The organism is Wenjunlia vitaminophila DSM 41686 (assembly GCF_000380165.1).
GTDB classification, from domain to species: domain Bacteria; phylum Actinomycetota; class Actinomycetes; order Streptomycetales; family Streptomycetaceae; genus Wenjunlia; species Wenjunlia vitaminophila.
The window spans coordinates 64,104-83,910 of the sequence record NZ_KB904647.1; the positions used below are offsets into that span (position 1 = coordinate 64,104).

Sequence of the window (19,807 nt, forward strand, 5' to 3'; positions counted from 1 at the left end):
ATGACGATGATGCGGCTCCGGCGCGAGGATCCGCGGGTCGTCGGCTCTTTCCGGTTGCACCGGCGGCTGGGCACGGGCGGGATGGGCGTGGTCTATCTCGGCTCGGACCGGCGGGGGCAGCGGGTGGCGCTGAAGCTGATCCGGTCGGAGTTGGCCGAGGACCCGGAGTTCCGTACCCGGTTCGCCCGGGAGGTCTCGGCGGCGTCCCGCATCCGCGGCGGCTGCACGGCCCGGCTGGTCGCCGCCGACATCGCCGCGGACCGGCCGTGGCTGGCCACCCAGTACGTGCCGGGCCCCTCGTTGTACGACAAGGTCAACGACCAGGGGCCGCTGGCCGCCGCCGAGGTGGCGGCGATCGGGGCGGCGCTGGCGGAGGGTCTGATCGCGGTCCACGAGGCCGGGGTGGTGCACCGTGACCTGAAGCCGTCCAACATCCTGCTGTCCCCCAAGGGGCCGCGGATCATCGATTTCGGCATCGCCTGGGCCACCGGGGCCAGCACCCTCACCCATGTGGGGACCGCGGTGGGCTCGCCGGGGTTCCTCGCTCCCGAGCAGGTGCGCGGGGCGCCCGTGACACCGGCGACCGACGTGTTCGCGCTGGGAGCGACGCTGGCCTACGCCGCCACCGCCGACTCACCGTTCGGACACGGCAGTTCCGAGGTGATGCTCTACCGCGTGGTGCACGAGGAGCCCGACCTGCGCGGGGTCCCCGCCGCACTCTCCCCGCTGGTCGCCGCCTGTCTGGTCAAGGACCCCGAGGAGCGTCCGAGCACGGCGTCGTTGCACGAGCGGCTCACCGAGATCCACGCCCGGGAGGCCCGCGGCCTGGACCCCGCGTGGGGAGCCCCGGGCACCAGGGGCCCGGCCCGGCCCGGCGGTCGGGAGGCAGCCGCGTACCTGCGGCAGCGCACCGAGGAGCGGCGCGGCGGGTCCCCGCCCACCCGGCCGACCGCCGCTCACCGGCCCCCGGCAGGCAGCCAGCACCTGCCCGGAGCGAGGCCGGGGCAGGGCGGTCAGTCCACGCAGGGCCGGCCGGCCTCCGGCGGTGACCGGCCCGGTCCCACCGCCCGCCCCACCCCGGGCAATCGGCCGGGTGCGGGGGGTGGGTCAGGTGGCCGCAACGCCGCCGGCGCCCGCAGCGGCCCCGGCGGTCGCCCGGGCCCCGCGGGGCGACCCGCCGCCGGCAACCGCCGCACCGCGCCCGACCGCGCGCCGCGCACCCCTCCGCCGTCCCAGCACCGCACCGGTGCGGGCCGCCGCACGGGGCAGCCCCGGCCCACCGGCCCCCGGCCCGCGATGCTGCGGCAGCGCCTGGTGGTGTTCGTGACCGCGACGCTGCTGGCCGCCGTGGGCATCGCGCTGGCCCAGGGCTGTCAGGGGCCCAAGCACGACGACGGTGCCGAGCGGAGGGCCTCCAGGGGCGGCTCCCCGGTCTCCCAGCGGCCCCCGGGCAAGAACCCGGCGCCGGACGCCGGACGCACGTCGCAGCCACGGGGCAACGTGGCTCCCCCGGCGCGTGCGGAGCAGGCGTCCAAGGCCGCACGCCCCCTGACGCTGACCCGGGACTCGGCGCGGACGCCCCGGGTGGACTGGCTCAACCGCAGCTATCCCGACCCTGACGGCGGCCCGGACCTGCGCCTGCGCAACGGCCGGCTGCACGGGCCCGGCGGCGACCGGGTCACCCTGGACCAGCTCCTCTCGGTGCGCCAGGGCGGGCGCCCCGCGCAACTGGTGGTGCTGGAACGCGAGGCCGGTCCGGTGCGGGAGCACCTGGTGGAGCTGTACACGTTCCGGGCGGAGGAGCCGGTGCTGACCGCCGCGCACACCGCCGAGGCCAGGCCGGGCGCCGACTACCGGTGGCGGATCGTCAACGGCGCGGTGCTGCGCGAGCAGCGGCCCACCGGCGACGGGCGGGGCCCGGACGACCGGGCCGACGGAGCGGCGTCCAGGACCACCGGGTTCGTACCGCTGGTGGACGGCACGTTCGCCGAACGCCGCGCCGTGCCCGGCTCCTGAGCCCCGGTTGTGCGGCAGCCGCCGGAAGGTGGGTGGCGGTGCCCCGTTCCCGTGGTGCCCCGTTCCCGTGGTGCCCCGTTCCCGTGGTGCGCCGTTCCCGTGGTGCGCCGCCGCCCGTGTGGACCCGTTCTGGGCCCTCTGGCGCCGGAGTCCACCGGCGAGTAGCTTGCTAAGCGCTTGCTCAGTCAACCGACGAGCCCGGAGACCGCCATGCGCACATTCACCGGACTGGACGAGTTCGCCCGCGCCAAGGGGGAGCACCTCGGACACAGTGACTGGCACACCGTCACCCAGGAGCAGATCGACCGTTTCGCCGAGGCCACCGGCGACCACCAGTGGATCCACGTGGACCCGGAGCGCGCCGCCTCGGGCCCGTTCGGCGGCACCATCGCCCACGGTTACCTGACGCTGTCGCTCGTGCCCGCCCTCGCCCAAGGGATCTACCGGGTGGACGGGGTGCGGATGGGCATCAACTACGGCACCAACAAGGTGCGCTTCCCCTCCCCCGTGCCGGTCGGCTCCCGGGTTCGCGGCTCGGCCGAGCTGGTCGAGGTGACCGTGGGGGCGCAGGGCTGGCAGGCCGTGGTCAGGTTCACCGTCGAGATCGAGGGGCAGGACAAGCCCGCCTGCGTGGCGGACACCGTCGTCCTGCTCGTTCCCTGACGCCGAGAGGGGGCCACGGGTGACGACGACCGCCGCCACCGCTGTGGACGCGGACGAACTCCGGGGTCGGGTCTCGGCGTTGCTCGCCGAGTACGACCCGGCCACGGTGGACCGGCTGACCTTCCTGCGCGCCCGCTTCGACGCCGGGCTCGCCTGGGTGCACTACCCGCGCGGCCTCGGCGGGCTGGACGCCCCGCGGGCCCTGCAGTCCGTGGTGGACGCCGCCCTCGAGGCGGCCGGAGCCCCGGACAACGACCCCCGCAGGATCGGCATCGGCCTGGGCATGGCCGCCCCGACGCTGCTGCGGTTCGGCACCGAGCGGCAGCGCCGCCGCTTCCTGCGCCCGCTGTGGACCGGCGAGGAGGTCTGGTGCCAGTTGTTCAGCGAGCCGGGCGCCGGCTCCGACCTGGCCTCGCTCGGCACCCGGGCGGTCCGGGACGGGGACGCCTGGGTGGTGACCGGGCAGAAGGTGTGGACGTCCTCGGCGCACACCGCCCGCTGGGCGATCCTGCTGGCCCGCACCGACCCGGAGGTGCCCAAGCACCAGGGCCTCACCTACTTCGTCTGCGACATGCACGCCCCGGGCGTCGAGGTGCGACCGCTGCGGCAGATCACCGGGGAGGCGGAGTTCAACGAGGTCTTCCTCAACGAGGTCCGCGTCCCCGACGAGCACCGGCTGGGTGAGGTCGGTGACGGCTGGCGGGTGGCCAGGACCACCCTGATGAACGAGCGGGTGGCCATCGGCGGGCAGGCGCTCCCCCGTGAGGGAGGCATGATCGGGATCGTCGCCGAGCTGTGGCGCGGGCGCCCCGAGCTGCGCACGCCCGCGCTCCACGACCGACTGCTGCGTCTGTGGGTGGACGCGGAGGTGGCCCGACTGACCGGCGAACGGCTGCGCCAGCAGCTCGCCACCGGGGCACCGGGGCCGGAGGGCTCGGGGATGAAGCTGGCGTTCGCCAGGCTCGCCCAGGAGATCAGCGGTCTGGAGGTCGAGATGCTGGGCGAGGAGGGCCTGCGCTACGACGACTGGACGCTGCGCCGCCCGCAGACCGTGGACTTCACCGGGCGCGGGCCGGGCTACCGGTACCTGCGGGCCAAGGGCAACTCCATCGAGGGCGGCACCTCGGAGATCCTGCGCAACATCATCGCCGAACGTGTCCTGGGGCTCCCGGCCGAGCCCCGCACCGACAAGGACGTCGCCTGGAAGGACCTGCCCCGATGACGCCTGCCCGGACCGTCGTCCCCCGGACCGACCAGGACCTTCTGTACTCCGAGGTCGAGCAGGACCTGCGGTCCTCGGTGCACGACCTGCTCGCCGACCGTTGCCCACCGGCCGCGGTGCTCGCCCGCTGCGAGGACCGCACCCCGCACGACCTCGCGCTGTGGCGCGCCCTGTCCCGGGACCTGGGCGTCGCGGGACTGCTGGTCCCCCCGGCCCACGGCGGCCACGGAGCCACCGCCCGGGAGGCCGCGGTGGTGCTCGAGGAGTTGGGCGCCTCGGTCGCCCCGGTCCCCTTCCTGACCAGCGCGGTGGTGGCCACCACCGCGCTGCTCGGCTGCTCGGGGGCGGCCGACGAGATCGCCCGGCTGGCCTCGGGCGCGGCGACGGCGGTGCTGACGGTGCCGTTGTCCACCGCGCCCGGCTCTGCCTTCCCCCAGGGGGTGCGGGCGGACGCCGCCGGGGTGCTGACCGGCCGGGTGACCAGCGTGGGGGACGCCGGGTGCGCGGACCTGCTGGTGGTGCCGGCGACCGGCCCCCGGGGGCCGGGGCTGTACGCGGTGCACGCCGGGGCGCGCGGCCTCGGAGCCGACCTGCCGGTCTCGTTGGACCTGACCAGGCCGCTGGTGGACATCCACTTCGACCGGGTGGCGGCCCGGCCGCTCGCCGGCCCGGGGGCCGCGGAGCCCGCGCTGGCCACGGCGCTGCTCACCGGGGCGGGACTGCTCGCCTCCGAGCAGCTCGGCATCGCCCAGTGGTGTCTGGACACCACCGTGCGCCACCTGGGCGAACGGAGCCAGTTCGGCCGCCCGGTGGGGTCGTTCCAGGCGCTCAAGCACCGGCTCGCCGACCGGTGGTTGGAGGTGGTCTCGGCCCGCGCCGCCGCCCGGTCGGCCGCCGACGCCCTCGCCTCGGGCAGCACCGACGCTCCCGTGGCGGTCGCCGTGGCCCAGGCGTACTGCGCCCCCGTCGCGGTGCGCGCGGCGGAGGAGTGCCTGCAACTCCACGGAGGCATCGGGATGACCTGGGAACACCCGCTGCACCTGTTCCTGAAGCGCGCCAAGGCCGACGAGGTCGCCTTCGGCACCCCCGGGCGGCACCGCGCCGCCCTCGCCGGCCTCGTGGGCCTGCCCGCCTGATGGCCTCCCCCTCCTCGCCACCGGACCCCGTCGAACTGTGGCCGCAGGTCCAGCCCGAGGCGGCGCGCCGACTGATGCGCGCCGGCCTGGAGTCGTTCGCCCGTCGCGGGTACCACGCCACCACCACCCGGCACATCGCCACCGGAGCGGGGATGAGCCCGGCCGCCCTGTACGTGCACTTCTCCTCCAAGGCGGCGCTGCTGACGGAGATCAGCCGCAGCGGGCACGAGTGGACCCTGAGCCTGGTGCGGCAGGCGGTGGCACGCGGCACCGACCCGGTGGAACGGATGCGGGCGCTGGTCGAGGAGTTCGTGGCCTGGCACGCCGAGCAGCACGTCGTGGCCCGGGTGGCGCAGTACGAGCTGGCGGCGCTTCCCGAGGAGGCGCACCGGGTGGTGAAGGGGCTGCGTCGGGAGACCGAGCAGGTGGTGCGGTCCACGATCCGGGACGGGGTGGAAGCGGGCGTGTTCGACGTCCCCGACGTGCGGGTGGCGGCGCGTGCGGTGCTGTCCCTGGGCATCGACGTGGCCCGCTGGTACTCGGAGCGGGGGCCGCGCACACCGGCCGACCTGGGCCAGGAGTACGCCGACCTGGTGCTGCGGATGCTAGGGGTGCGCCCGGCTCGGTAGCGCCGCCCGACGGCCCCGGTCAGCCGCCCGGCGCGCCCGCCGGGGACACCGCGTAGAAGGCGACGGCTGCCGCGGCGGCCACGTTCAACGAGTCCACCTCGTGGGCCATCGGGATGCGCACCCAGGTGTCGGCGGCGGCCAGGGCCCGGGGGGTCAGCCCCGTCCCCTCGGCCCCGAGCATCAGCGCGCAGCGGTCGAGGCGGTGGGGGGCGGCCTCGGCCAGCGGGACGGCCTCCTCCCGCGGGGTCAGCGCGAGGACCGCGAACCCGGCGTCGCGCACCGCCTGGAGGTCCCGGGGCCAGGATGCGAGACGGGCGTAGGGGACGGAGAACACCGCGCCCATCGACACCTTCACCGCCCGCCGGTAGAGCGGGTCGGCGCAGTTCGGGCTGAGCAGGACCGCGTCCATGCCCAGGGCGGCGGCGCCACGGAACACCGCGCCGAGGTTGGTGTGGTCGTTGACCCCCTCAAGCACGGCGAGCCGGCGGGCTCCGGCGATCAACTCGTCGGGGGACGGCAGCGGCCGGCGCTCCATCGCGGCCAGCGCGCCCCGGTGGACGTGGTAGCCCGTGACCCGCTCGGCGAGTTCCGGGGAGACGACGTACACCGGTGCCGTCGCCCCGTCGATGACGTCGCGCATGACCTCGACCCACCGGGGGGTCAGCATCATCGACCGCATCGGGTAACCGGCCTGCCGGGCCCTCCTGATGACCTTCTCGCCCTCGGCGATGAACAGCCCCTCGGCGGGCTCCAGACGACGCCGCAGTTCCACGTCGGTCAGGGCGGTGTAGTCCCCCAGGCGCGGGTCGTCGGGGTCGTCGATCTCGGTCAGCTCGGCCACGCGGACCATCCTGCCGTGCCCGCGCCCTGGCCTCCGCGCCGGCCCACCGCGACCACGTCGCCCACGACCACCACGGCGGGCGGCCGGACGCCCTCGGCGGCGACCACCTCGGCCACCGTGGCCAGGGTCGCGTCCACCCGGCGCTGGGCCGGGGTGGTGCCCTCCTGGACCACGGCGACCGGGGTGCCGGCCGGCCGGCCGTGGGCGATCAGGGCAGCGGCGATGCCGGCGATCCGCTCCACCGCCATCAGCAGCACCAGGGTGCCGCGGAGCCGGCCGAGCGCCGGCCAGTCCACCAGCGAACGGGGGTCGTCGGGGGCGAGGTGCCCGGAGACCACGGTGAACTCGTGGGCTACGCCCCGGTGGGTCACCGGGACGCCGACCGCCCCGGGCACACTGACCGCGCTGGAGACCCCGGGCACGACCGTGCACGGCACCCCGGCCGCGGCGCAGGCCAGCGCCTCCTCCATGCCCCGCCCGAAGACGAACGGGTCGCCGCCCTTGTAACGCACCACGAAGCGGCCGGCCCTGGCGTGGTCGATCAGCGCCTGGTTGATCGCGTCCTGCGCCATCGCCCGGCCGTAAGGGATCTTGGCTGCGTCGATCACCTCCACCCCGGGCGCCAACTCCTCGAGGACGGCCCGGGGGGCGAGCCGGTCGGCGATCACCACGTCGGCCTCCGCGAGCAGCCGGCGGCCCCGCACCGTGATCAGGTCCGGGTCCCCGGGGCCGCCCCCGACCAGGGCCACGCCCGGCGTGCGGGTCCGGTGGCGACGGGCGGTCAGGGTCCCGTCGCGCAGGCCCTCGAGCACGGCGTCGCGGACGGCGGCCGAACGGCGCGGGTCCCGGCCGGTGAGCACCGCCACGGTGACGCCGTCGCTGCGCCCGGTGGCCGGGGTCCACGCGGTGGCCGCGGAGGCGTCGTCGCTGCGCACGCACCACACGCGGTTCCGTTCGGCCTCCGCGGACGCGGCGGCGTTGGCCCCCGGGTCGTCGGTGGCGATCAGCGCGTACCAGGCGTCCGCCAGGTCACCGGGCCGGTAGCCACGGCGCCGCCAGGTCAGTTCCCCGGCGTCGGCCATCGCCTGGACCGCGGGGGTCGCGGACGGCGACACCAGCAGCACGTCCGCCCCGGCCGCGAGCAGTCCCGGCAGTCTGCGCTGGGCGACCTGTCCCCCGCCGAGCACCACCACCCGGCGTCCTGACAGGCGCAACCCCACGGGGTACGCCGGGGCTTCGGCGGGCGAACCCGCCGTGCTTTCTGACATGACGGCTCCTCGGTGCGTGCGGTGGGGGTCGGGACGCCGACCCGCTGCCGCTGCGGCACTGGAGCGGCACGCCCCACCCACGGTACGGGCCCCGCGTCGGCGGGGCCCGTCCAGGTCAGGACTTCTCGGTGACCCCCGCCGCGTCGAACGTCGCCACCTCGTGCATGGCGCGGGCGGCGCTCTGCACCACCGGCAGGGCCAGCAGGGCACCGGTGCCCTCCCCGAGCCGGAGGTCGAGGTCTATCAAGGGCCGCAGTCCCAGCTTGGTCAGGGCGGCGACGTGCCCCGGCTCCGCACTCCGGTGCCCGGCGACACAGGCGGCCAGCACCTCCGGGGCGATGGCCCGGGCCACCAGCGCCGCCGCGCCCGCGCTGACCCCGTCCAGGATCACCGGGGTGCGCAGCGAGGCCGCGCCGAGCAACAACCCGACCATAGCGGCGTGTTCCAGGCCCCCGATGGCCGCCAGCACTCCGATCGGGTCGGCCGGGTCGGGTTGGTGCCGCTCGAGTACGGCCTGGACGACCTCGATCTTGCGGGAGTACGTCTCGTCGTTGACGCCGGTGCCGCGTCCGGTGACCTCGGCCGGGTCCGCGCCGGTGTAGACGGCGATCAGGGCCGCGGACACCGTGGTGTTGGCGATGCCCATCTCGCCGGTCAGCAGCGCCTTGTTCCCCGCGGCCACCAGATCGCGGGCGGTCTCCACACCGACCTCGATGGCGCGCACCGCCTCGTCCCTGGTCATCGCGGGCCCCTGGGTGATGTCCGCGGTGCCGTGCCGCACCTTGCGCGGCACCAGGCCGCCGCGGTGCGGCAGCTCCCCGACGACACCGACGTCCACCACACAGACCTCGGCGCCGACCTGGCTGGCGAACGCGTTGACCACGGCGCCGCCGGCGAGGAAGTTCAGCACCATCTGGGCGGTGACCTCCTGGGGCCAGGACGTCACTCCCTGGGCGTGCACCCCGTGGTCCCCGGCGAACACGGCCACCGCCGCCGGCTCGGGGATCGGCGGCGGACACTGTCGGGAAAGCCCGCAGAGCTGGGCCGAGATGATCTCCAGCATGCCGAGGGCCCCGGCCGGCTTGGTCATCCGCTTCTGCCGCTCCCAGGCCTCGCCGAGCGCCTTGGCGTCCAGCGGGCGGATGCCGTGCAGGGTGTCGTCCAGCAGGCTCTGGGGGGCCTCACCCGGCAGGGCACGGCGCCCGTACTCCTCCTCGTGGACCACCCAGGCCAGCGGGCGGCGCCTGGACCAGCCCGACTGCATCAGCTCGGGCTCGTCGGGGAACTCGTCCACGTAGCCGACGCACAGGTAGGCGACGATCTCCAGGTGCTCGGGCAGGCCCAGTTCGCGCACCATCTCCCGCTCGTCGAAGAAGCTGACCCAGCCGACGCCGAGCCCCTCCGCGCGGGCGGCGAGCCACAGGTTCTCCACCGCCAGCGCCGACGAGTACGGGGCCATCTGCGGCTGCCCGTGCCGGCCGAGGGTGTGCCGGCCGCCACGGGTGGGGTCGGCGGTGACGACGATGTTGACCGGGGTGTCGAGGATGGCCTCGACCTTCAGCTCCTTGAACTGCTTCGCCCTGGCCTTGGGCAACGTCCGTTCGTAGGCGGAGCGCTGACGCATCGCCAGCTCGTGCATCTTGCGCCGGGTCTCCTCGGACCTGATGACCACGAAGTCCCAGGGTTGGGAGTGCCCCACGCTGGGCGCGGTGTGCGCGGCCTCGAGCACCCGGAGCAGCACCTCGTGGGGGATGGGGTCCTGGCGGAAGCCGTTGCGGACGTCCCTGCGCTCCCGGATCACCCGGTGCACGGCCTCCCTGGCGGCCGGGTCGAAGCCCTGGGCGGGGGGCGCCGCCGGCCGGTCCTGCGCGGCTTCCTGGTCCGGTTGGGCCTCCTGGTCCGGCGGGGCAGGTTGGTCCGACGGGGCAGGTTGGTCCGACTGCGCTTCCTGGTCCGGCTGGGGGGAGGGGGCGGGCTGGTCCGGTCCTCCGGGTTGCTCGGGCGGTGCCGGCGGGTCCGACGGCGGGTTACCGTCCGACGCCGACCCGTCGTCCGACGCTGCCTGCGGGTCCGGCTGCGCACCCTGGTCCTGGGCCGCCTGCTGGGCGGTGGTGGTCCCCTGGTCGGAGACGGCCTGGTCCTGAGCCGCCTGCGGGTCCGCGGCGTCCTGTGGGTCGGACGGCGCCTGTGGGGCAGGTGTCGGCTGCTGGTGCGCCACCGGAGTCGGCTGCGGCTGCTGCTCTGGTGGGTCGGCAGCGGGTTGCCCGGACGGCACGGGCTGATCCGGTGCAGCCGATGCCTCAGCCGGTGGCGTCTGTCCGGCCGGGGACGTCTGCTCGCCCGGCGCCGCCTGCGGGTTCCGGGCGGCTGCCGGAACGGTCGTGGCCGCGGGGTCCGCGGCGGGGACGACCTGCTGCTCCTGGTGCGGCTGCTGGGCCTGCGCCGGCTCGGGCACGGGCCGGGCCGCCGGGACCGCGGGACCCGGCTGCGCGGGCGCGGGACCCGCGGCGGACTGCTCACCGGAGGGCTCCGTCGCGTCCTGCGGCTGCGCCTCGGGGGCCGGTTGCGGCTGGGCGGCCTCCTCGGCAGCGGCCGGTGGTTCCCCGCCGGGGGCTGCCGCCCCTGAGGCCGCCACCTCCGGCTCGCCGGAGGTGGAGCGAATCGGTTCAGCCGTGGCCCCGGCCCGCGGTGGAGCCGGTTGCGCGGGCTGCTGCGGAGCCTGCGGTGCCGGGGTCGGCTGCTGGGCCGGGCCGGCACCGGCCGGGTCAGGGGAGGGCGAGACCTGCGGCGACGCCTCCGGAGCCTGGGCCTGGCCGCCTTGGGCGCCCTGCCCCTGCGGGTCCCGCGGCGCCGACTCCCCCTGGGGGGCCTGCTGGGGAACGGGAGCGGCTGGAGCACCCGGCGCACCCCCCGGGGCGGGCTGCTGCTGCGGGTCGGTGAGGAAGGCGTCCGTGCGGGAGGGCGGCAGGGGCACCGCCGCGGTCGTCACGGGCTGCTGGGCAGCCGGGGCCGGCTCGGGCTCGCGGCCCGCGGCTCCGTCGGACGGCGCCTGTGGGGTCGCGGGCACCGTCGGTGCGGCGGCCGGGACCATGGCCGCCCCCGCCTCCTGGGAGACGCTCTCGGCGCCCGCTCCGGGGTCAGCGGGGACCGCCGCGCCGTTCCCTGGTGGCTGGACGTCAGCTTGCCCGGGGGGCGTCCCGGTGACGGCGGGAGCAACCGGTGACGGCTGTCCCCCCACCGCGGGGTCCTCGGCTCCGTCTGCCGGTGACGGCACCGGAGGGACCGGCCCCGAAGCGGTGGCGCCCGGCACGGGGCCCTCCGGCTCCCCGGCCACCGGCGGCTCGGCCGGTGGCTTCGCTGGTCCGGTGGCCTGCTCGGGAACCACGGGCTCGGCCGGGGCGTGCGGTGCGGTCACCTGGGCCTGCACGACCGCGGCCTGGGCGGTCGCGGCCTGAGCCGTCGCCTGCTGCGCGGAGGGCGCGCGGTGCGCGCCCCGCTGCCGTGGCGGCGCAGGAGTCGGGGTTTCCGGCGCCGACTCGCCCGGGGCCTGGGGTGTCTGTGCGGCGAGCGCCGGCCCCCGGTCAGCGAGCGAGCGCACCGAGACCGTCTGGCCGGCCTCGGTGACGGGCGGGGTGGCCCCCACCGGTCGCCGCGGCTGGTGGGCGGGGGCAGCGGTCTGGGGCGGCACGGCCGGGCCCGGTTGGGCTGACGGTGTGGTGGCCGCGGGGTCGGGCTGCGGCGGCACGACGTGCCCCCGGGCCGGGGTGGGCGTCCGCGGCGCGACCGTCTGGGGCCCCTGCTGGGCGGCGTGGCCCGGGGCTCCCGGGTGCGGCATCCCGGCGTCCCGGCCGCCGGACTCGTGCGCCTCCGGCTCACCGACCACGGATTGCCCCTCCCCGGGCTCCTGGGGCTGCGCGGTGCCCTCGCTCAGCGTCGCCGTCCCGGCGCCGGGTACGGGGGCGGGTGTCGGCGAAGAGGGCACCGGCGGGGGTGGAACGGGCGCCGTGCCGCCGCCGGGCCGGGGGGCGGTCGGTTGACCGGGCGCCTGCTGGGCCTGGGCTGCCGGTGCCGCCACCGCGGCCGGTGGCGTGGCCGGCGCAGGAGCCTGGGGTGCCGCCGGGCCGGCCGGCTCCGACCGCGGCTCCCCGGGGGTGGTCACGGCCTGCTGTTGCGCCGGTCGTTGAGGCACCGTCTGCGGGACCGCCGGGGGCTGGGCCGCCGGGGGCTGGACCACGTGGGGCGGCTGGGGCGCGGCCCGGAGTCCCACGGTCGGGTTCGGCGCGACCTGCTGGGGAACGGCGGGCACGGGAGGGGCCGCCTGCGAACCGGACGGCTGGGTGTCCTGGACGGCCGTGCCCCGCTGCGCGGTTCCCTGTCCGCGCAACGATCCCGACTCGGTCCACGAGCCCTGCGGGCCGGGCATCAGGAGCAGGTCGTCCTCCTCCTCCGCCGTCTCCGGGTGGTCGGGGAAGGCGTAGGCGGGTACCACGGGCTCGGCTCCCCAACCGGTGATCGGAGTGTCGTCGGCAAGCTGCCCGTCCGGACGCGGACCCGCTGCTCCGCCCGCGTGCTCCGGCACCGCTTCGCCCGGGACGTGGCCGGTGTCAGTCATGCGTGCCCCTCGCGCATCCGTATTGTTCCTTCCATGCCCCCTCCAGGTGGCGCATGTCCCTCGCGTGACCGCGGCACCCCGCCCCAAGGAAGAACGAGCGCGCACGACAACCGGCACGACCCGCCCGGCAGTGTGCTGCATTCTCCCCGGTGGCCGTACCCGATGTCCGAGCGAGCGCGCCCACTGGACTGTGGGCTGCGCCACTTCCGCGGCTGTCGGACCCGTCCGTGGCCAGCCCTGGTCAGAGGGCCACCACGGACGTCACAACGATCGGCCAGCCTACCGTTCGAACCGGTGTCGTGTTTCGGTGCGCCCCGGCCGGGGGTGCTCAGCGGAGCTCGCCGCACACCACGAACGACGTGCTGCCCCCGTCCTGTTCCCCGTCGGCCAGGACCGAGGCGGAGTGCAGCAGTTCGACCTCCACCAGGTACCCCGCCGAGCCGAGGGCCTGTCGTATCGCCTCCGCCTCGCCCCGGGTGGCGACCGGGGCCACGATGCGCTCGGGGCGACGGGACGCACAGGCCGCGGCCACCGGGGCGCCACCGACGCCGATCCGCACCACGTCCGGCTCCGGCAGGTCCTCGAGGGCCTGTGGTGCGGTGCCGTGCACCACCGCCACCTGAACTCCGTGGTGGCGGGCGGTGGCGGCGATCCGGGCGCACGCCTGCTCGTCGGGCTCCACCGCGAGGACCGCCGCCCCGAACCTGGCCGACTCCACCGAGACGGCTCCGTTGCCCGCGCCGACGTCCCACAGCAGGTCTCCCACCCGCGGGCCCAACCTGGCAAGGACGAAGGCCCGTTCTGCCGCTCCGGCCCCGCCCCCGGTGGCCTGCGGGCCAGCGGCACCGTACCGCTCGTCGGGCAACGCCCAGCCCCGGGGCCCGGGGTAGTCCGTGGACTGCCCGGCGATCCAGCCCCCGGTGTCGGACCCCGCCGCCGGGGAGACGCCACCGATCACGATCGCCACATTGGGGTCGCGCCAGATGTGGTCGGCGACCTTGTCCGAGGTGAGCACGGACACCTCCTCCCGCTCGGTGCCCAGCGCCTCGCAGATGACGAAGGTCCGGTGTACGTCGCCGAGGAGCAGGGCGAGTTCGGCCGGGCCCGCGCCCGGGGCGGTCAGCACCGCGACCTTGTGGTGGGCCCGGCAGACGTTGACCGCGCGGCGCAGGGTGCGCTGGTGGGCGACCACGATCTTGGCGTCGTCCCACGGCATCCCGGCCCGGGCGAACGCCGCCGCCACGGACGACACCGCGGGCACGACCTCCACCTCGAGGCCGTACTCGGGCCGCCGCAGGGCACGCACCACGCCGAAGAACCCGGGGTCGCCGTCGGCCAGCACCACGGCGGTGCCCCGGTGTTCGGCGATCCTGCGGGCGGCGAGCGGAAGGCTGCCGACCAACACCCGGGTGGCGGTGGGCGGAATCCCGGCCAGCCCGAGGTGGTGCCTGGCTCCCGCCACCATGGTGGCGGCCCCCATGGCGGCACGGGCCGCCTCGGTGAGCGGAGAACCGTCCCATCCGATCACTGTGACCCGGTCGGCCATCTGTGCCGTGCCCCCTCGTCTGCTCTGGTGCGGCCCCTGCTCCGGTGCGCCGTGCCGTTCGCGGCGATTGTGTCGCGGGAGACGCCTGTTGTGCGCGACGCCCTGCCGGGGGTGTCGCCCCATGGTGGGTCCTGCCCCCGGGTTGGTTCCTGCCCCGTGGTCCGGGGTGTTTCCCCTTTCTCCTTCGTACCGGTTCCGCCGCGCCGGTGGTGGGAGCCCGGGCGCTCAGAGCCAGCTCTGTCCCTGGCCCGCTCCCGAACCGCTGAGCAGGGTCGTCCCCTCGAGGTCCTCCGGCAGCAGGCTCCACACGATCAGGTCGGTGCGCAGCTCGCGGTCCGACAGCTCGTTCTGGGGCGCACGCAGGGTCCACGCGCTGCGCAGCACGCCCTCGCTGATGCAGCCGATCTTCTGCGCGACCTGCTGGGAGGCGGTGTTGCCCGCGGCGGTGCGCAGCTCCATCCGTTTGATCCCCTGGTCGTGGAAGGCCCATTCGGCGGCGGCGAGCGCCGCCTCGGCGGCGTAGCCCTCGCCCCGGGCCCAGGAGGCGGTGACGTAGGAGACCTCGGTGGTGCGGTGCCGCCAGTCGGTGTGGTGCAGGTGGAGCATGCCCACCAGGCGGTGGGTGAGGAACTCGGAGACGGCGAAAACGATCCCGCGGCCTTCGGTGCGCTCCGCGGGGGCCTGGCCGTTGACCCACTGCAGGGCGTGGTACTCCGTGTAGGGGGCGGGCACGCTGGTCCAGGTGCGGATCGGCTCGTCGTTCATCATGTCCACGAGCGCTGGGACGTCCTCTTCGTCGAAGGGCCGCAGCACCAGGCGTTCGGTGCTGAGGGAGGTCTCCGGGAATGTGGAAGCCATTGCGTCTCTCCTTGCCGGGTTCGTGCTCCGGTGTTCGATCCTCCGGGCCGGGTGTCCCTCATGCAGCATGCAGTATTCGTCAGCGCGCACGCAGCGCAGGGGTCGCACGAATCGCCACGCGCGCCGTGCCACGGACACGTAGAAAGACCCTATTGGGGGGATGTGGGGTTGTCCTGGTCGCCTGACGTTTCCGCTGCGTCCATCCGATCCTGCTACCGTCAGCGCGCGTGACGGTCCACCAGGCAGCAGGCGTTGGTTACCAGAGGGCCGCGGGCGAGTACGAGCGGTCCCGTCCCTCCTATCCCATGTCCGTCCTGACCGAGCTGGCCACGGCGTTGGGGCTGGAACGGGGGCGCACGGTGGTGGACATCGGGGCGGGCACGGGCAAGTTCACCCGGCTCCTCGCCCTGACCGGCGCGCGGGTGCTGGCGGTGGAGCCGGTCGCGGCGATGCGGGAGAGCCTGGCGGAGTTGCTGCCGTCCGTGACGGTGATCGACGGCACCGGGGAGCGGACGGGTCTGCCCGACGGCTCCGTGGACGCGGTGGTGGCCGCGCAGTCCTGGCACTGGTTCCAGCAGGAGGCGGCGCTCTCCGAGGTGGAACGGGTACTGCGGGCGGGCGGAGCGCTGGCTTTGGTGTGGAACACCTACGACGTGACGGTGCCCTGGGTGCGGGACTTCGAGGCGATCTACTTCCGGCGGGCGCCCAGTGGACTGCCCAGCCATCACGACGGAGCCTGGCGGCGCGCCCTGGAGCAGCGCCCCGGGTGGTCACCGGTGCGGGAGCGGCACCTGCCGAACCCACACTCGATCACCCGGCAGCAGGTGGTGGAGCGGATGCTGTCCTCGAGCCACATCGCCGCCCTGGACCGGGCCGGGCAGGCACGGGTGCGCGCCGAGGTCGAGGAGGTCCTCCAGCGCCACGCGGCCACCAGGGACCGGGAGTCGGTGGAGGTCCCCTACATCACGGACGTCTACTGGGCGCGGCGCGGCTGAGGCCACGGCCGGGTGGGCGGGCCGTCCGCCCACCCGGCCGGGTGTCGCCCGCCCCGGACGGTCCGGCGCGGTCAACCCGCGCGTCCGGACCGGCAGGGGGCCGGTCCGGGCTCAGAACGCCGGGACGACCGCGCCGGAGTACTCCTCCTCGATGTACGACCGCACGCCGGGTGACTGGAGCAGCTCCGCCAGTTTCCTGACCCGCGGGTCGTCCTGTTTCCCCCGCTTGACGGCGAGGAAGTTGGCGTACGGGTTGTCCTTGGCCTCCTCGGCGACCAGTGCGTCGCGTGCCGGGTTGAGGCCCGCCTCGAGCGCGTAGTTGCCGTTGATCACCGAGGCGTCCACGTCGTCGAGCGACCGCGGGAGCTGGGCGGCCTCCAACTCCTCGAACTTCAGGTCCCTGGGGTTGTCCACGATGTCCCTGGGGGTGGCGTTCTGTCCGACCCCGTCCTTGAGGGTGAGCACGCCGTGCTCGGCGAGCAGGGCCAGCGCCCGGCCCTCGTTGGTGGCGTCGTTGGGGACGGCTATGGTCGCCCCGCGGTTGAGCCCCTCCACCGAGGCGACCTCCTTGGAGTACAGGCCGAGCGGTTCCAGGTGGACGTCTGCCACACGGACGATGGAGGTGTGGTGCTCCTCGTTGAAGTCGTCCAGGTACGGCCGGTGCTGGAAGAAGTTGGCGTCCACGTCACCGTTCTGGGTGGCCGTGTTGGGCTGGACGTAGTCCGTGAACTCCCGTATTTCTATGCGGAGTCCGGCGTCCTCGGCGAGGTTGTCCTTGACGTACCTGAGGATGTCGGCGTGGGGAACCGGTGTCGCGGCGACGACCAGGGCGTCGCCGGAGCCCGAACCGGAGCCGGCGTCCGAGCCGCAGGCGGACAGCGACACGACGAGGGCGCCGGCGGCGAGGGCCACTGCGGAGATCTTGACGGTGTTACGCACGAAAAGTGCCTCTCTGTGAACGGTGGGGGAAACGACCGCCCGGTGTTGTCCCGGCGGCGGGTCTGGTGGGGGTTCGCCGTCAGCGCGAGGGGTGGCGCGGCATTCGCGGGCGGATGCGGAACGGTCCGTGCCCGGCGCGCCCGCCCCGGTGGTCGAGCGCCCGGGCGAGCAGGTCACCGACGACCTGGACACCGGTGACGAGCACCACGAGCAGCAGCACGGTGGCGATCATCAGGCCGTTCTCGAACCGCTGGTAGCCGTAGCGGACGGCCAGGTCCCCCAGGCCGCCGGCGGCGACCGCGCCGGCCATCGCGGAGTAGCCGATGAGCGCGATGACGGTGGTGGTCAGCCCGGAGACCAGCGACGGCAGCGACTCGGGGAGCAGGACCTTGCGCACCACGGCCCAGACGCCCCCACCCATGGACTGGACGGCTTCGACGAGCCCGTGGTCGACTTCCCGCACGGAGGTCTCGACGAGCCGGGCGAAGAACGGCACGGCACCAACGGAGAGCGGCACCACCGCGGCGTCCACCCCGATGCTGGTGCCGACGGCCCAGCGGGTGAACGGGATCAGCGCGATCAGCAGGATGATGAACGGCAGGGAACGGGTGAGGTTCACCAGTGCTCCCAGGGTCTTGTTCACCACCACGCACGGCAGCAGTCCTCCCCGGTCGGTGAGCGAGAGCACCACCCCGAGGGGGAGCCCCACCACCGCCGTGACCAGCGAGGACAGGCCCACCATGGTGAGGGTCTCGGAGCACGCCTGCTCCAGCAGGGGCCGCATCTCGTCCCAGGTCACCGCGGGCCTCCCGGAGTTCCGGCGGGGGCGGGGTCCCCGGCGGAAGCGGTCACCGACGAACGGGCGCGCTCCGGCTCGGCGACGTCTACCCGCAGGCCCTGCTCACGCAGGTAGCCGATGGGCACCACGTTGTCCTCGAACGCGCCGGGCAACGCGATCCGCATCCGGCCGACCTGGAGCCCGCCGATGGTCTCGATGGCGGCACCGAGGATGGAGACGTCCACGTTGTAGGAGCGGGCCAGGTGGGAGATGACCGGCTGGGCGGTGGAGTCCCCGTGGAAGGTGAGGTCGATGACGGTGCGTCCCGCGCCGGAGGGCACCTGTCCGATCGGGAACAGCGCCCCGGCCAGTTCGGAGCCCGGGGTGGCGAGCAGTTCCGCCACGGTCCCCGACTCCACGATCCGGCCGTCGCGCATCAGCGCGGCCGAGTCGCAGACTGTCTTGATCACGTCCATCTCGTGGGTGATCAGCAGGATGGTGAGACCGAGCTGCCGGTTCAGGTCGCGGAGCAGGTGGAGGATGGAACGAGTGGTCTGCGGGTCGAGGGCCGAGGTGGCCTCGTCGGACAGCAGCACCCTGGGCTTCCCGGCCAGCGCCCGGGCGATGCCGACCCGTTGCTTCTGGCCCCCGGAGAGCTGGGCCGGATAGGCGCCGGCCCGGTCGGCGAGACCGACCAGTTCCAGGAGTTCCCCGGCCCGCCGGGACCGCTGGGCGCCGCGCAGGCCCAGGATCTCGAGCGGCAGTTCGACGTTCTGCTGGACCGTGCGCGCGGACAGCAGGTTGAAGTGCTGGAAGACCATGCCGATGCGACCGCGGGCGGCTCTCAGTCCGCGCCGGTGCAGGGCGGTGAGGTCCTGGCCCGCGACGGTGACGGTGCCGGAGGTGGGGCGCTCGAGGAGGTTCACGCAGCGGATCAGCGTGCTCTTGCCCGCGCCGCTGCGGCCGACGACGCCGAACACCTCACCTTCGCGCACGTGCAGGTCCACCCCGTCGAGCGCGACGATGTCGCGCCCCCGGGAGCGGTAGGCCTTCTTGAGGTTCGTGGTGGTGATCACGGATGGTCCATCAGGTTGAGTGCGCCGGACAAAAGCCAGCACACAGGGGCATATCACTGAAACGTGAGCAGGGAGCGGCCCGGGAGCTCCGGGCGGAAGGGCGCGTCAGCGGTGGGTGGGGCCGGGGAACGCGAGGGGGCGAGCGGGGCGGCGGTGGTCCGGGGCGCTCAACGACGACCAGGACCGACCCACGGGTCCGCGTACGACGCGGTGGTGCCGCGCCCTACCGGGACGTGCGGCGGAGGAAGGACTCGCTTCGGGGCGCGAGCGTGGAACAGGGGCCCTCAGCGGTCACACATTCGGCGGGGCTGACCCGCCTGGCGCCACGCACGACACATGCCGCAGGCACCGGGCGTCATCGCCTCGGCCGGCTGCGGGTACCTGGTCGTCGCGGTCATGGACGTCAGTAAACCAGAGCGTGGCCCGGGTCCCAAAAAACACGTGTTCGATGTCCGGATGTCGGACACGTCCCGGTGGTCCGCACGCCGACGGCCCGCCCACCGGGTGGTGGACGGGCCGTCGGCGTGTCGGCGCGCGGGCGGTCAGCCTGTGGGCTTGGCCTCGCTGGGCTGCACGATGACGAAGCCCTCACCCTGGAGCATGAGCTGGAAGACCTCGCCGGAGCCACCCTTGAGCATGGACTTCAGGCTCTGCGAGCGGTGGATCGACGTCTGGAGGTGGCTGGACCAGCCGACGACCGCGTCGGTGTCCACGTAGACCGGGGCATGGTGGCTGACCGGGATGACGATCGGGTCGCCGTCGCACATCAGACCGATGCGGCCCTGGCCGGAGAACAGGCAGTTGAACAGGCCGCCGCCGGTCATCCCGGCGCCGCTCACCATCTTGATCTCGTAGTGCAGGCTGGGGTCGAAGCACAGCACGTTGCGGCCGTTGATCGTGAGGGAGTCCTGCGGCTCCAGGTCCACGACGAAGCAGTTCTCGTTGTTGTGCGCGAACCACACCTCACCCTGGCCGCGCACCGCCATCAGCGCGAGGCCCTCGCCCGTGACGGCCCGCTTGAGGAAGTTGCCGACGCCCTGGGACTTCACCTCGAACTGGAGGTTGCCCCGGTAGGCGACCATGGCGCCCTGCCGGGCGTGGCACTCGCCGTTGACGACGTACTTGATCGCCTTGGAGTGCTGCAAGGACATCCCGGGCGCGGTGGGAGCCTGGGCCTGGTACTCGGACTTGAACAGATCGCTGCGCACGGACCGATCGTATGGCGTGG

General features: G+C 74.7%; 14 protein-coding genes and 1 pseudogene. 6 read left to right on the top strand and 9 right to left on the bottom strand.

Annotated elements, in window-relative coordinates:
* The 5 genes and pseudogenes from A3IG_RS35930 to A3IG_RS0103835 all read left to right on the top strand — a co-directional run.
* Positions 1–1,272 (top strand): annotated as a pseudogene (locus A3IG_RS35930) (serine/threonine-protein kinase); the annotation flags it as partial.
* 954 nt (positions 1,273–2,226) lie between these two features.
* The gene (locus A3IG_RS0103820; RefSeq protein ID WP_018382215.1) at positions 2,227–2,679 is read left to right on the top strand and encodes a MaoC family dehydratase; all 453 of its coding nucleotides are present in this window, start codon (positions 2,227–2,229) and stop codon (positions 2,677–2,679) included.
* 19 nt (positions 2,680–2,698) lie between these two features.
* Positions 2,699–3,901, top strand: a complete 1,203-nt coding sequence (locus A3IG_RS0103825) for an acyl-CoA dehydrogenase family protein (protein WP_018382216.1) — start codon at positions 2,699–2,701, stop codon at positions 3,899–3,901.
* Entirely contained in the window at positions 3,898–5,037 is a 1,140-nt protein-coding gene (locus A3IG_RS0103830) for an acyl-CoA dehydrogenase family protein (RefSeq protein ID WP_018382217.1), read from the top strand. The genes A3IG_RS0103825 and A3IG_RS0103830 overlap by 4 nt, the downstream gene beginning before the upstream one ends.
* Positions 5,037–5,666, top strand: coding sequence for a TetR/AcrR family transcriptional regulator (locus A3IG_RS0103835; RefSeq protein WP_018382218.1), 630 nt, complete (start codon positions 5,037–5,039; stop codon positions 5,664–5,666). Before A3IG_RS0103830 ends, A3IG_RS0103835 begins: the two co-directional genes overlap by 1 nt.
* 19 nt (positions 5,667–5,685) lie before the next feature.
* On the opposite strand, the gene A3IG_RS0103840 is transcribed toward A3IG_RS0103835, so the two are convergent.
* The 5 genes from A3IG_RS0103840 to A3IG_RS0103860 all read right to left on the bottom strand — a co-directional run bounded on the left by A3IG_RS0103840 (position 5,686) and on the right by A3IG_RS0103860 (position 14,791).
* Entirely contained in the window at positions 5,686–6,507 is an 822-nt protein-coding gene (locus tag A3IG_RS0103840; RefSeq protein WP_026219865.1) for a TrmH family RNA methyltransferase, read from the bottom strand.
* Entirely contained in the window at positions 6,495–7,775 is a 1,281-nt protein-coding gene (gene cobA, locus A3IG_RS0103845) for a uroporphyrinogen-III C-methyltransferase (RefSeq protein ID WP_026219866.1), read from the bottom strand. The genes A3IG_RS0103840 and cobA overlap by 13 nt, the downstream gene beginning before the upstream one ends.
* A 115-nt stretch (positions 7,776–7,890) precedes the next feature.
* Complete coding sequence (cobT, locus tag A3IG_RS0103850; RefSeq protein WP_018382221.1) at positions 7,891–12,387, bottom strand: nicotinate-nucleotide--dimethylbenzimidazole phosphoribosyltransferase; 4,497 nt, start codon at positions 12,385–12,387, stop codon at positions 7,891–7,893.
* Positions 12,388–12,715: 328 nt separating this feature from the next.
* Positions 12,716–13,933, bottom strand: coding sequence for a precorrin-6y C5,15-methyltransferase (decarboxylating) subunit CbiE (gene cbiE / locus A3IG_RS0103855; RefSeq protein ID WP_018382222.1), 1,218 nt, complete (start codon positions 13,931–13,933; stop codon positions 12,716–12,718).
* Between the two features lie 225 nt (positions 13,934–14,158).
* A complete protein-coding gene (locus A3IG_RS0103860) occupies positions 14,159–14,791 on the bottom strand; it encodes a GNAT family N-acetyltransferase (protein ID WP_018382223.1) in 633 nt (210 codons plus the stop codon).
* Positions 14,792–15,018: 227 nt separating this feature from the next.
* On the opposite strand from A3IG_RS0103860, the gene A3IG_RS0103865 reads away from it, so the two are divergent.
* Positions 15,019–15,786, top strand: a complete 768-nt coding sequence (locus A3IG_RS0103865; RefSeq protein WP_026219867.1) for a class I SAM-dependent methyltransferase — start codon at positions 15,019–15,021, stop codon at positions 15,784–15,786.
* A 111-nt stretch (positions 15,787–15,897) separates the two neighbouring features.
* Here A3IG_RS0103865 and A3IG_RS0103870 read toward each other — a convergent pair whose 3' ends face one another.
* The 4 genes from A3IG_RS0103870 to A3IG_RS0103885 form a co-directional block, all read right to left on the bottom strand.
* Complete coding sequence (locus A3IG_RS0103870) at positions 15,898–16,725, bottom strand: MetQ/NlpA family ABC transporter substrate-binding protein (protein WP_018382225.1); 828 nt, start codon at positions 16,723–16,725, stop codon at positions 15,898–15,900.
* A gap of 79 nt (positions 16,726–16,804) precedes the next feature.
* Entirely contained in the window at positions 16,805–17,524 is a 720-nt protein-coding gene (locus A3IG_RS0103875; protein WP_018382226.1) for a methionine ABC transporter permease, read from the bottom strand.
* On the bottom strand, positions 17,521–18,579 hold the full coding sequence (locus tag A3IG_RS0103880; protein WP_018382227.1) for a methionine ABC transporter ATP-binding protein: 1,059 nt from the start codon (positions 18,577–18,579) through the stop codon (positions 17,521–17,523). Before A3IG_RS0103880 ends, A3IG_RS0103875 begins: the two co-directional genes overlap by 4 nt.
* Positions 18,580–19,121: 542 nt before the next feature.
* Positions 19,122–19,787, bottom strand: a complete 666-nt coding sequence (locus tag A3IG_RS0103885) for an AIM24 family protein (RefSeq protein ID WP_018382228.1) — start codon at positions 19,785–19,787, stop codon at positions 19,122–19,124.
* Positions 19,788–19,807: the final 20 nt, after the last annotated feature.